Source organism: Arthrobacter sp. LFS091 (genome assembly GCF_047977885.1).
Taxonomy (GTDB): Bacteria; Actinomycetota; Actinomycetes; order Actinomycetales; family Micrococcaceae; genus Arthrobacter.
The window spans coordinates 221511-237043 of record NZ_JBFPFP010000003.1 but is presented as its reverse complement, the minus strand read 5'-3'; the positions used below and the strand labels follow the sequence as shown (position 1 = coordinate 237043).

Below are 15533 nucleotides of genomic sequence, written 5' to 3'. Positions count from 1 at the left end.
GTGATGGGATGCAGCGCATTACTTTGACCCGAATGCCGTATTCATGGCTGATGCAGCCTCGGTGGTAGCGGTGTTGACGTCAGCTTTGCCCGTCACGACCTTCTGGTACATGCCGGTGAAGACACCCTGGGCATCGATCGTGGACCAGTTCTCCGTGACCGGGACAAACTTGGTGCCCGCGCCCAAGGTGTTGATGAACGGTTCAACCTGCTTGTTGTTCTCCGCCACTGATTTCTGGACGTCGCTGAACGTGGGGAGGTTGCCCATGGAGTCGAACATCTTCTGCTGGTACTTCTTGCTGGCGAGCAGCTTCACGAAGTCGGCGGCGAGCGTGCGCCGTTCGCTGCTGTTGAAGACGCCCAGATTGTTGCCACCGGCGAACGCCGGGGCGATGGAGCCAGCCGTCTTGCCGGGAACCGGAACGACGGCGAACTTGTCCTTGATGGCGCTGGCGGCAACGGCCTTGTAGTTGAAGTCGCCGCCGATGGTCATTGCGGACTTGCCGGCGATGAACTGCTGGACGCTGGCATTACCGCCGAACTCCGCGCAGGTCTGGGCCGGGCAGATGTCGTCCTTGAGGAGGCGGGCATAAGCGGCAACACCTTCGCGGGATGCAGCGGAGTCCAACTTTGAGACGAACTTGTCGCCTTCCTTGGAGGCGATCTCGCCGCCATTGGCCCACAGGTACGGCATGGCGGAGAACTGCGCGGCTCCACCTACGGAGATTCCCAGCAGGTCCGGATTGGCTGCCCGGATTGCGCGGGCAACGGTTTCGACCTCATCCAAGGTCTTAGGTACCTGCAGGCCGAGCTGCTGCAGGAGATCCGTGCGGTAATAGAGGGCACGGACGCCGACGAACCACGGAACTCCATAGTTCTTGCCGTCGATTTCTGTGGTGTCCAGGATCTTTTGGTCAAGGTCCTTGGCCTCATCCCAGGACTTGATGTCCTCCGTGACATCCGCCAAGCCGCCGGAGGCGACATAGCTGGCCAGGTCCGTGTTGCCGAACTCGGCGACATCCGGCGCGCTGGAAGGATCATTGAACGCGGCCTTGAAACGTTCGGCACGGCTGTCCACTGGGATGTACTGGACGTCGATCTTGGCACCATTGTGTGCCGCTTCGAACTCAGTGACGGCTTCCTTCACTACGGCGGACTTGGGATCCTGGTTGACCTCGGAGAACAGCCAGACACGGACGGTGCCGGTCTGCTCGTCCGAGCTTGATGCAGCGTTGTTCGAGGTGGGTGGAGCGCAGGCGGTCAGTGCGAGCGCTGCGATGGCGATTGCCGCGGCGGAGCGTGCGAGTTTCAAGTGTCCTCCATGGAGAAAGTTGGGTTCCGCGGGACTTCCCCCTCCGCGGCTATGAGACCAAACACTATGAACGCCAGCGTGTGGGCGGAAGCACATTTACCGAATGGTTTGCATTGCAAAACAAGAATCCAGATTTTGGGCTTTTGGTCTATACCTAACGACGTAGTTGGTCTAGTCCTTTGCCCATGGGGCCAGCGCGTAGAGCCTTAATCCAATTTCGTCGCTTATACCCCTGGGGGGTACTTGACCAGATACCCCCTATGGGTATAGGTTCGATTCATGAGCACGCCAGATCTGAGAATGAGCCATCCGGATGCGCCCGTCATCGAGGCGGATCTGGAAACTGTGGCACCTCACGGCTACACCAGCAACAAGGACGCGTACCTGAAACGCTTGAAAAGGATTGAGGGGCAGGTCCGCGGTATCGCACGCATGGTTGAGGAGGACAAGTACTGCATTGACATCCTCACCCAGGTAGCCGCTGCCACAAAGGCCCTCCATGCGGTCAGCCTCGGGCTTGTAGAGGAGCACATCGGCCACTGCGTCGTCGGTGCCGCCTCCGAGCCAAACCCCGAAACCAGGGCCGAACAGATTGACGCCAAGGTGAAGGAAGCCACCGATGCCATCGGGCGCCTGCTGCGCTAACTCCGGCACCAAACACCATCCCATCCAACTCGTCACCAGGGAGAGCACCATGAGCCAGACCATCCAGACCAACGTCAACGTATCCGGCATGACCTGCGGCCACTGCGTCTCAAGCGTGAGCGAAGAACTCGAGTCGCTCAACGGCGTCGAAAACGTGGCCGTTGACCTCAACCCCGGCGGATTGTCCACCGTGACCATCACATCAACCAAGGAGCTCTCGCCGTCTGAAATAGGCGAGGCCGTGGCAGAAGCCGGCTACCTGGTGGTAGCCAACGAAGCTTAGGAGTCCCTTTTGAGTCACCAGGAGACTTTCAACCAACCCGCACCCCGGGTTATCGAACTGGACATCGAGGGCATGACCTGCGCCTCGTGCGTCAACCGGGTGGAACGAAAACTGGGCAAGCTCGAAGGCGTCGAGGCCACCGTTAACCTGCCCCTCGAATCGGCGCACGTGACGGTCCCTGCAGGGGTGACGGATCAGCAAATCGTGGATACGGTCAACGCAACGGGCTACAAAGCCACCATCAGGCAGGCTCCGGCCCCGCATACCCACACCGAGGATCACGACACCCACGAAAACCACATGGAGCATGGTCCGTCCGCCTCAACGCTCCGCCCGCGCCTGATCGTTGCCACGGTGCTGACCATTCCCGTCTTCGCGATCTCAATGATCCCCGCCCTTCAGTTTGCCAACTGGGGTTGGGTAGTCGGAGCCCTGGCACTGCCGGTGGTGAGTTGGGCGGCTTGGCCCTTCCATAGGGCCGCAGCCATCAACGCCCGGCACTTCGCTTCCACCATGGACACCTTGGTTTCCATCGGTGTCATCGCCGCATACCTGTACTCGGCCTGGCAGCTGTTCGCTGACCCGCGGATGACCGAACACCCCGGCATGGAAAGCATGTCGGGCGGGGGACTTTACTTCGAAGTCGCGGCAGTGGTCACCTCATTCCTGCTCCTGGGCCGGTACCTTGAGGCCAACGCCAAAGCAAAAGCCGGCGATGCCCTGAAAGCACTCCTGAATCTTGGCGCCAAGGACGCAACCATCCTTGTCAACGGCCGGGAGCAAAAGATACCCGCGGACCAGCTTCTTGTGGGTGACGTCATCGTCGTCCGTCCCGGCGAGAAAATTGCCACCGATGGCGTTGTCACAGATGGCGCATCGGCCGTTGACGCTTCACTGGTGACCGGGGAATCCGTGCCGGTCGAGGTGGGGCCCGGAAGCGCAGTAACCGGCGCAACGATCAACACATCAGGGCGCTTGTTGGTCCGGGCCACGCGCGTCGGCTCAGATACGACACTGGCGCAGATGGGACGCCTGGTCAGCCAGGCTCAGACGGGCAAGGCTCCCATAGCCAGGCTCGCCGACAGGATCAGCTCGGTCTTCGTGCCGATTGTCCTCGTCATCGCCTTGGTGACATTCCTTCTGTGGCTGTTCTTCACCGGCGACCTCAACGCAGCTTTCACCGCCGCTGTTGCCGTCCTGGTCATCGCCTGCCCTTGCGCTTTGGGCTTGGCCACACCAGTGGGCCTCCTGACCGGAACGGGTCGCGGCGCCCAGCTTGGCATCCTGATCAAAGGCCCGCAGGTTCTTGAAGACACCCGGCACGTAGACACCATCCTGCTGGATAAGACAGGCACCGTCACCAGTGGCAAGCTCTCCGTGGACCACACTGTGGCCCTGAATGGCTACTCCCCTGAAACGATCCTCACGTTGGCGGGGGCAGTTGAGTCAGCGTCCGAGCACCCGATCGCCCATGCGATCGCCTCCGCAGCCAAGGAGGCAATGTCCGACGCCGGCGCACTTCCACGCGTTGACGGCTTCAGTTCCGCTCCCGGCGGCGGAGTCCGGGGAACCGTGGGTCTCGACGGCACCACCCGGACGGTGGTGGTTGGGCGCTCGGGCTGGCTCGAGGAGAACGGCATCTCCCTCGACTCGAATCAGCGGGAAGTCCTGCTGGCCGAGGAAAACGGCGGCGCCACCGCAATTTGGGTCGCAGTGGATGGACAGCCTGCCGGAATTGTGAGCTTGAGCGACACCATCAAGCCGGGCTCGGCCGCAGCCATCCTGAGATTGAAGGAGTTGGGCATCCGCCCCATTCTGTTGACCGGCGATAACGCTGCCGTAGCCGCGCAGGTGGCTGCCGCCGTCGGAATTTCACCCGACGATGTTTACGCCGGAGTGCTGCCCCAGGGCAAGGTCGAGGCAGTTCGTAAGCTCCAGGAGTCGGGGGCAACAGTGGCCATGGCCGGGGACGGCGTCAATGACGCTGCAGCCCTGGCGCAGTCTGACCTGGGAATCGCCATGGGCTCAGGGACTGACGTCGCCATTGAGGCCTCTGACCTGACGGTGATGGGAAGCGACCTTGGCCAACTGGTTCAGGCCATCGAGCTCTCGCGAAAGACCCTGTCCACCATCAAGACCAACCTGTTCTGGGCATTCTTCTACAACGCGATCGGCATCCCGGTGGCAGCGCTGGGCTTCCTCAACCCGATGATCGCGGGCGCGGCCATGGCCGCCAGCTCCGTGCTGGTCGTGGCCAACTCCCTGCGGCTCCGCTCCTTCGGGAAGTAGTTCAGGGCAGGCGGCAGGATCCAGGGCTACGCGGTGCCGAAGCGGACCGCTGCCCTGGCCCTCGCCTTGGCTGCTTCCTCGTCACGGTTCTTCGCCGGGGCGTGGCTCACCAGGGAGTCCAGAAGATGTTGCGTAATGTGCGCGATCTCGTGGACGGCCTCGGCGAAGGCTTCCTCGTTGTCTTTGGACGGCTTGGTGGATCCGCTGATTTTGCGCACATACTGCAGCGCTGCGGCCTCCACTTCAGCGCTCGTGGCATGCGGTTCAAAGTTATGGAGGGTCCTGATGTTGCGGCACATAACCCCATGCTAACTATGGGCAGTGCTGCATGGGGAGGGGTGCCCATCGACGGGTTTGCGATTGCCGGGATAGGTTTTAGCTATTGGATCTTCCGGATGAGCCGGAGGCCGCTGGGGATGCCGAAGAGCTCGGGTCCGAACAATGAAGGAGAATCTCATGGCTATTTGGGGTGCAGATGTTGATCAGCTTCGTCAGCTCGGTAACAAGCTGAAGGCCGGTGCTGAGCACATCGAGCAGCAGCGTTCCCAGCTCAAGGGTGCCCTTGACGGCACCGACTGGAAGGGCCCGGACGCTGACAAGTTCCGCGGTGAGTGGGACAGCCAGCACGCTTCGAACCTGAAGAAGGTCGCCGACGCACTTCGCGAAGCCGGCGATCGCGCTCAGAAGAACGCTGAGCAGCAGCAGCAGGCTTCCAACTAAGACAGTTGGAGAAAGGCCCGGACGCACACGCGTCCGGGCCTTTTGCTCTTAAGCCGACGTGCTTCCGGTTAGTTCCGTGGCGACTCGGTGACCGATCCGGAGGGAACAGGTTCGACGTCGTTCGGATGGTCCAGGGCGGACGGCAACTGTGCGCGGGCCGCCCTGCGGTCACCACGCAACTCGTCAACGCGGACAAGCACTACCCCGCCCACAATGAGGACTCCCCCCAGCAACTGGACTGGCCCGGGGAGCTCCCCCAGAAGCAGCCAGGCCCAAATCACGGCGAACAGCACTTCGGTCAGGGACACGAAGGACGCCACCTTGGACCCGAGGCTGCGGGCGGCCATGATGCCGGAAACATACGCGAGCACCGTGGCCAGGATGATGAGGCCCACGGCGGACACCCACCAAGGCGTGGTCCACGGTCCCAGGGTGGTGTCCGCAGCACTGAAGGTCATGGGGAGTACTCCCGAAAGGCCCACCAGCCACATCACAATGGCTCCGACCAGGAGCCCGCCTGAAGCGAGTACCAGCGGCGGGAGTGTGTCATTTTCCTTGGCGGTAATAAAGAAGTAGATCACCAGGCAAACAGCGGCGGCCATGCCCCAGAGGACACCAATGAAGTCCACCTTCACAGAACCCGTCAGGTCGAGTACCAGAACCAGGCCACCCAACGACAACAAGGCGCCCGCAGCAGTGAGGGCGCGCGGGCGTCGTCGGCTGGCGATCCACAACCACAGCACGATCATCACCGGGGCAAGGTACTCAAGCAACAGGGCCACCCCCACGGACAAGCGGGCAACGGCGTTGAAATAGAAAAGCTGGCAGCCTGCGACTCCGATAAGCCCGAAAAGCAGGATGGTGAGCCAGTTGTCCTTGAGTTGGTGCCAACGACCGCGAAGAACCACGACGGCGGGAATCACCAGGATCAGGGCGGCGCCGGTCAGTCGCACGGCAACCGCGGCCCCGGGTGACCATCCGGTCTCCAGCATGGATTTCGCGAACGATCCGGATGTACCGAAAACGGCGGAAGAAAAGAGCGCGATGCCGAGTCCTGATGCCAGGAATCCCTTTGCATCAGCCTTCGTCGTTGGAGCTGACACAGCAGCCTCCTGTCAGGAGTAAAGTGGGCTTATGGTCATGACAGTACTCCCGAGCCTTGTAAGGAGTCAAAGTGCTTTTTGCGCCTGACACCGAGGTTGCCCTGCGTAGCGTCGTCAATCTGATCAATACCGCGGCCAACGGTGAAGAAGCGCTGGCTACATTGGAGGACCTCGACGCGTTCCTGGACGCCGAAGAATTCACGGGCTCCCGCACCAACTCACCCGCGGAACTGAGCAGCATCAAACGGCTCCGGAGTGAGTTGGCTGCACTCTGGAGTTCCGACGAAGACACGGCGGCCAAGTCCGTCAACAAGCTTCTCACCGACGCCAAAGCACTCCCCCAACTGGTGAAGCATGACCATTGGGATTGGCACCTCCACGCCACCACCCCGGAAGCTCCCCTGGCCGACCGAATGGGGACCGAGGCCGCCATGGCCATCATTGATGTGATCCGCAGCAAGGAAATGGAGCGGATGCGGGTGTGCGCAGCAGAGGACTGCGACGCTGCCGTGCTGGACCTTAGCCGCAACCGCTCCAAGCTCTACTGCGATACGGGCAATTGCGCCAACCGCGCCCATGTTGCGGCGTACCGGGCGCGTAAGGCCGCCGGAAGCGATTAGGTCCCGGCGGGGGTCAAACCGACCCCTCTCTCACCTGTGACCAAGGTCACATTTATTAATGCATCACGATTCCCCACCCCGCCCTACCTACCCCTCAGAAAGAAAATTCGGGCGGCTCCCAAAAGCTAGCCCGGCGAGGGTGCCAGGGAAAAGGAATCGTATGCGGAAGCAATCGGAGCACACACATGCTCGCGTTCGGGGCAGGTGGGGTGGTGAGACTGCGCATGCGGTGCTTGGCTTCCTTGCCTGCCTGCTTCTCGTCCTTGTAGGGATGACAGCGTACGGAGTGGTCAACCCGTCCGTGCCCGCGTCGGCGGCCCCTGGCTCGCCCGGGGTCACCCAACCGGGCAGCCTCATCTACAGCGAAGACTTTTCCAACCAGAACGCAGCCGCAGCCCCCATCCCCCTCGGTTCCTATGCCGGCGGGACTGCCGCGGGTAACGAGCAATACACGGCAGATGCGGCATGGCTTCCGGGGGCACAGGCGTGTAACGGCTGGATCCTGCGGCAAGGTACGCCCGTGCCAACCAACGGCGGCCTCCTGAACATCCTGACGAACGACCAGTGCGCGCGCAACAGCGCCTTCACTATTTTGGGCAACATGGCCTTCGCCATGGGCAAGTACCAGGGCATGACCGACGCCCAGGCTGCCCAGAACCAGATCCTCAGCGAGTACACGAACAGCACCACTGGCATCCAAACCGCAGGCCTGCAGCTTCAAACAACCAAGAACAGCATCCCCACCATTGCCGGCCATTTCTACGCGGTCTCCGGCATCTTCGGCGAAACAAATTGCTTCTCCAACCACGCCCGCCAGGAGTTCTCCATCCTGGTCAACGGCGTGGCCACGGTGGTCGGCACCAACTTGGACCCCTGCACGGACCCCAGCCGCCAGACCATCACCATCAACGCAACCGATTTCAGCATCGCGAAGCTCCAGTCCGGGGCCATCCAGGTACCGGTCACCGGCACCACGCCCACCCTGGGCATCCGGGTGCGGAACCTGACCGCCAACGGCAACGGCAACGACGTCGGCTTCGATCTCCCGCAATTGGTTGACGTCACGCCGCAACTGGACAAGGCGTTCAACCCGACGAGCATGTACCAAGGTCAAAACACCACCTTGACCTACACGGTGACCAACACCAGCGACTTGATGGCCAAGAACGGCTGGCACTTCGTTGATACGCTCCCCACCGGCCTGACGGCTGTTGGCTCGCTCGGTGGCACCTGTGTGCGCACAGCCGGAACCGTCTCGGGCCGCACCGTCGATGTGACCGGAAACCTGGCTCAGGGCAGCGCTTCCTGCACCATTACGGTGACGGTCACCAGCAACACCCCCGGCGTTTACAACAACTCCGGATGCGTGGCCAACAACGGCTCCGCCGTTCCCAACTGCACCAACAACTTCCCCACCATCACGGGGCTGTACTCCCCAGGAACCGCGCCCCTTACGGTTCTTCCCGTGGTTGACCTGTCCATCACCAAGAGCGTCAACCTGACGGCATACATCCCGGGCCAGCCCATCACGTACACCGTTGTTGTCCACAACAACGGGCCCAGCGATGCCGTCAACGCCGTGTTTACTGATCCCCTGCCCGCTTCCATAACCGGCGCTGCGTGGACCTGTGCCGTGACGGCAGCAGGAACCTCGAACCTGCCGCCGGCCGGTCCCACAGCCTGCAATGCGCCCAACGGCACCGGCAGCATCTCCGGCACGGTTCGGATCAACATCGGCGGAACCCTGACATACACCGTCAAGGGAACCGTGGCACCCGGCACAACGGGAACCATTTCCAATACAGCCACGATTGTTCCGGCCGCGACGACGGCCGTGCCGAACATGCCGGGCGGCGGCCCCACTCCCGTTGCGGGTTCGACCACCAACGTTCCCACAGTCGACACCGCCTGCCCGCCTTCACCCGGCGTGGGCTGTTCAGCGACCGTGACCACTCCGGTAGATCCGCAGTGGACCATCGCTAAGACGGCCACCGTCAACGGAACCACCTCCGACAACCCGTCCGTGAAGCCCGGCGACACGATCACGTACACCGTGACCGCCACCAGCAACCGCGGGCAAATCAACAACGTCGTCCTCACCGATAACCTGGCCGATGTCCTGGACCAGGCAACCTTTGTTCCCGGCTCCGCTGTCCTGACCATCGGTACGGCCGCCCCGGTGCCGGTAGCAAACCCGGTAGCGCCTTCGACCACCCTGACGACACAACCGTTCACGCTTCCTGCCGGGCAGGTCGCCACTCTCACCTACAAGGTGACCGTCAAGCAGGATGCCTGGAGCTCCCAGCTGGTCAACTTCGCCACCGGGTCAGGCAGCGTCACCCCGGTCCGATGCGCCACTGGCAGCACCCCCTTGGCACCTGAGTGCTCCACCACGCACCACACCCCAGCCAAGATCCTCATCGAGAAAGTCGGCGAGTCATCCGCTGGAACGTGGGTGCCGATGTCTGGTTCCACGTGGGCCATCCTCAATGACGCGGCCGGGGCTCCCGGCACCGTCATCAACAGCTACACGGTGTCACCCATCGCGGCCCAGACCGGGCAATTCCAACTCGAAGGCATCGAGCCAGGCGTCTATTGGCTGGAAGAAACAGCTGCCCCGAAGGGATTCAGCCTGCTGGCGGAGGCCGTGCAGTTCACGGTGGCTGCCAACGGTTCCGTGACGCTGGGCCAAGGCAGCGGATCCGGTGTCGTTACAGCGAGCGATACCGACGCCAACGGCATCTACCTGGTAACCGTCCGGGACGTGCCCGCCCTGAAACTGCCGGAATCAGGAGGGATTGGGTGGTGGCCCTTCACTGCGGGCGGAGCGTCCCTGCTTCTGGTCGCCGTCGCCCTGGCTTACCGGAACCTGCGCCGCACCCGAATCCACAACTCAGCATGACTTCAATCACGGCCCGCCGCAGATAGGCGTGGCCACCACCCCGGAATGTTCGCTCCCGAGCATCGCACCATCACAAGAAAGAGGAAAAAGTGAGTAATCACAGCTCCCGGCGTCTTTGGAAGACCGCCGCCGCCACCATTGCCGGGGCGGTGTTGGCAATGTCCTTCTCCGTGGCTCCCGCAACGGCGGCACCACTGGTTGACAACACCAAGACCGGCTCAATCACCGTCCACAAGTTTGAGCGCCCTTCCACGCCCACCGGACTCCCCAACAATGGCACGGCTGTTGACACCACCGGCCTCAAGCCGTTGGCAGGAATCCAGTTCACCATCCAGCAGGTCAACACCATCGACCTCTCCACCAACGCTGGCTGGGACAAAGCAAACAACCTGAGCGGTTCCTTCACCCCGTCCAACCCCACAGGTTCCATCACCGGCGCGGGTTACACCTTGGGCACGGCTCAGGCCAAAACCACCGACGCCGCGGGAACCGCGGCATTCGGCACCCTGCCGCTGGGCCTCTACCTCGTCACTGAAACCAACTACCCTGCCGGCGTAACGCCGTCAGCTCCGTTCTTGGTTTCCGTGCCGTTGACGGACCCGAACAACAAGAACAACTGGATCTACGACGTCAACGTCTACCCGAAAAACTCCGTGACCGGTGCACAGAAGACCGTCACCGATGCCCCCGCGGTCAAGTTCGGCGACCAGGTCAACTTCACCATCACAGGTGACATCCCCAACGAGGCCGTCATCGATGGCTACAAGGTCACGGATAAGCTTGATTCCAAACTGACCTACGTCGGCGCTACCGCCACTCTGGTTGACGGAACCGTCATCACCAACGGGACCGATTACACCGTTGCTTTCGACGCTGCCACCAACACCGTCTCGGTTGTGTTCACCCCCGCAGGCCGCCTGATCCTCGCAGCCCACAACACCACCAGCGTTCAGGTTGTTGTCAACACCACCGTCAACACCATCGGTGAAATCGAAAACGTCGCTGTGGTCTACCCCAATGCGGGTAGCTTCACCGGGACCCCGGGCCAGCCCGGCGGCCCCATCGTCACTCCCCCGGTTGTCACCAAGTGGGGTGCCCTGACTCTCCAGAAGGTCGACCAGAACGGGGCAGCCCTGTCCGGCGCTTCCTTCTCGGTGTACGCCAACCAGGCTGACGCCAAGGCAGGCACCAACCCCATCAACCTCGGCGGCAAGACCACGTTCACCGTGGCCGCTGACGGCACGCTGACCCTGACCGGCCTGCGTTACTCGGACTGGGCCAACGGCGCTGCTGTAGCTCCGGGTTCCGCCGATTACCGGACCTACTACCTGGTTGAAACCACCGCCCCGGCAGGATATGAACTGCTCGCTGAGCCGATCTCCTTCCTGATCAACCAGGCTTCCACCGCCGTCGGCGTTGACCTGCAGGTCAAGAACATCCCATCCAACGGCGGCTTCCAGCTGCCGCTGACCGGTGGCGTCGGTACCGGTGTCCTGTATGCCGCTGGCGCACTCCTTGTCGTCGGCGCGGCTCTCCTGCTGGTTCGTTCACGCCGGAGCACCAATAACAGCTAGTAACTGAGGACCGTGGGTCCCCAGCCTGAACACCAAAGTGGGGAAGAACGCCGGTTAAGCGCTCTTCCCCACTTTGCTTCCCCAGAGCACAACCCTCCCCAGGATCTTCATGTCAAAGCCTCAAACCTCCAAGCCGCGGGCGCGGCGTACCCTCCGCGACACGTGGAGCACACAGCGAATCCTCATCGTTGTGGCCGCGATCCTGGGCATCGGGATCCTTCTGTATCCCACTGCTGCCGCCTGGTTCTCGGACCGCGTCCACGCCACGGAGATCAGCGGGTACGTGAACACCGTTGAAAGCATGTCGCCGTCCGCGCAGGAAGCCCTTCTGGATGAGGCACGACAGTTCAATAAGGAACTGCCTTCAGGACCACTCCGTGATCCCTACTCACTGAATGAAAACGGCGAGCAGACAGTTGTTGGCGCAGGCTCCGAGGCGTATAAGAAACTGCTCGACGTCGGCCCCGAAGGCATGATGGGACGCATCAGCATTCCCTCCATCCACGCAGACCTGCCCATCTTCCACGACACAGATGACGAAACCCTGTCCAAGGGCGCCGGACACCTCTTCGGGTCCGGGCTTCCGGTAGGCGGACCTGACACGCACAGTGTCCTCACCGCGCACTCGGGCTTCGTCAACGCCACGCTTTTCGACAATCTGGACAAAGTCGTGGAAGGCGACGTCTTCTCTGTGACCGTGCTCGGAGAAACCATCTACTACAAAGTCGATCAAATCCTGAAAGTGCTCCCGGAGGACACCGACGCACTCCGAAAGGTCCCCGGCAAGGATTTGATCACCTTGGTCACGTGCACTCCCAAGGGCATCAACAGCCACCGCCTACTGGTCCGCGGACAGCGCATCGACCCCCCTTCGGGTGACTCCGCGCAAACGGTTCCCAGCCAGGCGCTGGACCCCGGGTTCCCCTGGTGGGCTCTTGGCCTGCTCGGCAGCTCCATCGTGATGGTGGTGGTTACCAAGCCACGAAGGGCTCCGTCAGAAGAATCGGAGGAATCCTCAAAGCCGGACACCCCCACGGATGACCTCGCGGACACGCTGCTGGGCTAAGCCGCATTCTCCGGCCAAGTGACGCGGTCCCCTGCCACCAAGGACATTCGTCCAAGGCTTACGTCCCTGCCTGGAACCAGGAGGTATGGCTGAACCAGTCCCAGCGCAAAGCCGGCTGAGTGTTCCAAGGCAAAATGCATGGCGTCACCGCCCATCCCCGCAAGCCGGACGTCTGAAACAACGACGGCGGCCCGTAGGTCCTCCCGCTGCGCGGCGAGTGCGTCGTAGCACTCCGCGATCACGGACGTGGCCGGTAGGTGCTGATCGGCCAACATTGCTTCCGTGGCAAGGTATACCTGGTCGCCGTCTTCCTTTATCGCTGCCGCGAACGGATACAGCTCCCCGTAGGCAGAGAGACAGCGAACGGCAAATGGAAGGGCAGCACTGAGCAGGCAATCCACATCATCCTGCGCTGTCTGATCTGCGGTTTCCCGCCATGAAGCCATCAGTTCCCCCAAGAAACGTCATCCGGCCGGTTGCTGTGCGGCTCACCCTACTCCCGGTGGTCCTTCAAGAAAATGCCTTGCGGAACCAGGATGTCAGGGCGGGCGCAGATCCAGCCTGCCAAGGGAGATCGTGCGCGCAACAAAAACGCTCCCCCACCTCGGTGGGGAAGCGCTTGAAACTTAGCGTCCGGCGTCGGGCGTTTCCGTGTCATCGGGCGAGTTGGGGACATCGGACACACCGTGGCCCCGTTTGGAACTGAGGTTCACGCCCGAACCCTTGCCGAGATAGTCGGCGTTCTCTTTATGGCTCATGGACAGCATGGCCGCGACAACCAGGCTCACGATGAACGCGATGCCGGCGCCGGTGAAGGCGAGATCGAACCGGGGCGCCCGTGCGCTGCCCCCCGAAGCGAAGATGAGTACGGCAACGAAGGCCAGCACTGCAAAGAACGCGGAGAACATGAGGGGTCCCTTGACCGAGGTCCGCATCTTGCGCGGTTCTCCTGGTGTCTGGTCTGCCACGGTCATTCCTCCAATGGTGGCGGTGGGTGTCCCGCCGGTCTGCAAAAGTTCTACAACGAGTAGAACGTCCAGCTACTAGTTTACGGCCTCCGGCGAAGCTCCCGACGCAGAGGCCGTCGCAGCCCCAGGGTTAGCCGTCCGGGCGTCGTGCCTCAGGGTCAAACCGGAGAGCATCCACAGCACTCCCGAAAGGATGGCGCCGCCCCCGGCCACACCAAGCAACGCGTGGGCACCCAAGGCGGTGAAGAACGGCAACAGCACAGCGGTGCCGACGGAAATAATGCCGGAAAAGAGCCAGTCGCGGGCCACAACATCCCGCTTACGGAAACCGTGGACCAGCTCAAGCAGGCCCATAACCAGCAACGCCAGCATTGCCGACAAAGCGACGCCCGCATCCGACTGGGTGGCCAACGCACCCGCACCGCCAGCAGCGACAACCACGGGTACGGCAATCGGCAGGGCCCGCGACATCCACAGGGCCGCTGCTGTACCCAGCAGGTACAACCCCACGGCCCAGGCAAGGACCTGCACAGAAGGCGAAGCCCAGAAGATCGTGACGGCCCCGAAGACCAGCGCAACCGTGGCACGGATCAGCACGGGTTTCCAGAGCCCCGCCACAGCGTCAGAGGGAGTCTTGGCGGGAGTTTTTGGAAGAGTCACCCATCCAGTTTAGTGCGAACCCAACACCATCCAGCGATCGGTCCGCGCCCGCAATCCCAACGTCACTCCACGGGCCAGCATGTAGCCCAGCGCAAAGGCGGCCCACAGCCACAGCAGCCCCGCCTCGCCGTCGGGCCTTACTTGGTGGATGACGTACAAGAGCGGCAAGTAGACGGCCAGGTTTACGACGCCGGCAATCGCCAGGTAGCGCGCGTCACCGGCACCGATAAGGACCCCGTCGAGAACGAACACATATCCGGCCAACGGCTGCCCGAGCGCCAGTACCCAGAGCGCAACAGTCAAAGCGGAGCGCACCCCGGCATCGGAGGTGAAAAGATAACCCGCCCAAGGGGCCGCCACAGCGAGCAAGGCCCCCGTGATCACGCCGAATCCGAGCCCCCAGCGGACCATGGTGCGCGTCAACTCCCGGACCCGGCCAGCGTTCCCGGCGCCGAGTTCCTTGCCAATCAGGGCCTGCGCTGCAATTGCCAGGGCATCGAGGGCAAAAGCAAGGAAGGAAAAGATCGTCATGGCCAACTGGTGCGCGGCCAGGTTGACAGCCCCCTGGGCGGTGACGACAAGAACTGTCGCGAGGATGCCGAGCCGCAAGCTGAGCGTTCGCAGCATGAGCCAGGAGCCGACCCTGGTCATGGCCCTGATTCCGTGCCAGTCGGGTCGTAGGGAAACGCCGTGTCGCCGCGCGTTCCGGCCGACCATCACCAGATAGACGGCGGCCATGGCCCACTGGGCGATGCTGGTGCCGATCGCCGAGCCCGCAACGGACAGGTTCAACCCATAGACCAGGAACCAGTTGAGGGCGATGTTCAGCGCAAACCCCGCCGTTGCTACCAGCAAAGGCGTGCGGGTGTCCTGGAGTCCGCGGAGAACGCCTGTCCCGGCAAAGATCAGGAGCATGGCGGCCAAGCCGGGCATGGACCACCGCAGGTAATCTACGGCGAATACGCGCACATCCCCGGCGGCACCCATGAAACCCACCAGGGGCTCGGCGGCAACAAAGCCGACCACCGCGAGCGCCAAACCGAGCAGCAGCGCCAGCCAGACGCCGTCGCGCCCTGCTGCCAAAGCCTTCCCCAGCTTGCCGTCGCCGATCGCCCGGGCGACTGCCGGCGTCGTCGAGTAGGCCAGGAAGACCATGAGACCCACTGCAGTGTGCAAAACAGTGGACGCGAGCCCGACGCCAGCCAGCTGGTCGACCCCCAAATGTCCCACGATCGCGGAGTCGGCCAGGAGGAACAGGGGCTCGGCGATCAGTGCGCCAAAGGCGGGAACAGCCAGGCGCAGGATCTCGCGGGCATTGGAGCGAGGTGTGGTGGTTGTGGTCTCAGGCACTAAACCAGCCTAGTGGGCCGTGTGGCGGGTACATTTGAGGCC

The 15533-nt window shown here is 62.6% G+C and carries 15 protein-coding genes; 8 read left to right on the top strand and 7 right to left on the bottom strand.

Going from position 1 to position 15533, the window contains the following annotated elements; genetic code table 11:
• Nucleotides 1-18: 18 nt before the first annotated feature.
• Complete coding sequence (locus ACNQOP_RS06745; protein WP_416403743.1) at nucleotides 19-1311, bottom strand: extracellular solute-binding protein; 1293 nt, start codon at nucleotides 1309-1311, stop codon at nucleotides 19-21.
• 279 nt (nucleotides 1312-1590) lie between these two features.
• On the opposite strand from ACNQOP_RS06745, the gene ACNQOP_RS06740 reads away from it, so the two are divergent.
• From ACNQOP_RS06740 to ACNQOP_RS06730, 3 genes are read left to right on the top strand one after another with little or no spacing between them, the layout of a single operon-like run.
• Nucleotides 1591-1956, top strand: coding sequence for a metal-sensitive transcriptional regulator (locus ACNQOP_RS06740; RefSeq protein ID WP_416403742.1), 366 nt, complete (start codon nucleotides 1591-1593; stop codon nucleotides 1954-1956).
• 49 nt (nucleotides 1957-2005) lie between these two features.
• On the top strand, nucleotides 2006-2239 hold the full coding sequence (locus ACNQOP_RS06735) for a heavy-metal-associated domain-containing protein (RefSeq protein ID WP_026541102.1): 234 nt from the start codon (nucleotides 2006-2008) through the stop codon (nucleotides 2237-2239).
• Between the two features lie 9 nt (nucleotides 2240-2248).
• Nucleotides 2249-4528 carry a heavy metal translocating P-type ATPase gene (locus tag ACNQOP_RS06730; protein ID WP_416403741.1) on the top strand — a complete coding sequence of 760 codons (2280 nt, stop codon included), beginning with the start codon at nucleotides 2249-2251 and terminating at the stop codon, nucleotides 4526-4528.
• Nucleotides 4529-4554: 26 nt separating this feature from the next.
• Here ACNQOP_RS06730 and ACNQOP_RS06725 read toward each other — a convergent pair whose 3' ends face one another.
• The gene (locus ACNQOP_RS06725) at nucleotides 4555-4827 is read right to left on the bottom strand and encodes a DUF2277 domain-containing protein (protein ID WP_416403740.1); all 273 of its coding nucleotides are present in this window, start codon (nucleotides 4825-4827) and stop codon (nucleotides 4555-4557) included.
• A 157-nt stretch (nucleotides 4828-4984) separates the two neighbouring features.
• On the opposite strand from ACNQOP_RS06725, the gene ACNQOP_RS06720 reads away from it, so the two are divergent.
• A complete protein-coding gene (locus ACNQOP_RS06720) occupies nucleotides 4985-5248 on the top strand; it encodes a WXG100 family type VII secretion target (RefSeq protein WP_018779397.1) in 264 nt (87 codons plus the stop codon).
• Between the two features lie 68 nt (nucleotides 5249-5316).
• Here the strand turns inward: ACNQOP_RS06720 and ACNQOP_RS06715 are convergent, their stop codons facing one another.
• Nucleotides 5317-6351, bottom strand: coding sequence for an EamA family transporter (locus tag ACNQOP_RS06715; protein ID WP_416403739.1), 1035 nt, complete (start codon nucleotides 6349-6351; stop codon nucleotides 5317-5319).
• Between the two features lie 71 nt (nucleotides 6352-6422).
• Between ACNQOP_RS06715 and ACNQOP_RS06710 the strand changes: the two genes are divergently transcribed.
• The 4 genes from ACNQOP_RS06710 (at nucleotide 6423) to ACNQOP_RS06695 (ending at nucleotide 12513) form a co-directional block, all read left to right on the top strand.
• Complete coding sequence (locus ACNQOP_RS06710; RefSeq protein WP_257369875.1) at nucleotides 6423-6971, top strand: CGNR zinc finger domain-containing protein; 549 nt, start codon at nucleotides 6423-6425, stop codon at nucleotides 6969-6971.
• A 271-nt stretch (nucleotides 6972-7242) separates the two neighbouring features.
• Nucleotides 7243-9873: a SpaA isopeptide-forming pilin-related protein gene (locus ACNQOP_RS06705; RefSeq protein ID WP_416403738.1), complete on the top strand. Its 2631-nt coding sequence runs from the start codon at nucleotides 7243-7245 to the stop codon at nucleotides 9871-9873.
• A gap of 89 nt (nucleotides 9874-9962) precedes the next feature.
• Nucleotides 9963-11447: a SpaH/EbpB family LPXTG-anchored major pilin gene (locus tag ACNQOP_RS06700; protein ID WP_416403737.1), complete on the top strand. Its 1485-nt coding sequence runs from the start codon at nucleotides 9963-9965 to the stop codon at nucleotides 11445-11447.
• Between the two features lie 109 nt (nucleotides 11448-11556).
• Entirely contained in the window at nucleotides 11557-12513 is a 957-nt protein-coding gene (locus ACNQOP_RS06695; RefSeq protein WP_416403736.1) for a class C sortase, read from the top strand.
• On the opposite strand, the gene ACNQOP_RS06690 is transcribed toward ACNQOP_RS06695, so the two are convergent.
• The 4 genes from ACNQOP_RS06690 to ACNQOP_RS06675 all read right to left on the bottom strand — a co-directional run bounded on the left by ACNQOP_RS06690 (nucleotide 12510) and on the right by ACNQOP_RS06675 (nucleotide 15491).
• Complete coding sequence (locus ACNQOP_RS06690; protein ID WP_257369879.1) at nucleotides 12510-12959, bottom strand: hypothetical protein; 450 nt, start codon at nucleotides 12957-12959, stop codon at nucleotides 12510-12512. The genes ACNQOP_RS06695 and ACNQOP_RS06690 overlap by 4 nt on opposite strands.
• 180 nt (nucleotides 12960-13139) lie before the next feature.
• The gene (locus ACNQOP_RS06685; RefSeq protein ID WP_257369880.1) at nucleotides 13140-13487 is read right to left on the bottom strand and encodes a hypothetical protein; all 348 of its coding nucleotides are present in this window, start codon (nucleotides 13485-13487) and stop codon (nucleotides 13140-13142) included.
• Between the two features lie 69 nt (nucleotides 13488-13556).
• Complete coding sequence (locus ACNQOP_RS06680; protein WP_416403735.1) at nucleotides 13557-14141, bottom strand: DUF308 domain-containing protein; 585 nt, start codon at nucleotides 14139-14141, stop codon at nucleotides 13557-13559.
• A gap of 9 nt (nucleotides 14142-14150) precedes the next feature.
• On the bottom strand, nucleotides 14151-15491 hold the full coding sequence (locus ACNQOP_RS06675; RefSeq protein ID WP_416403734.1) for an MATE family efflux transporter: 1341 nt from the start codon (nucleotides 15489-15491) through the stop codon (nucleotides 14151-14153).
• Nucleotides 15492-15533: the final 42 nt, after the last annotated feature.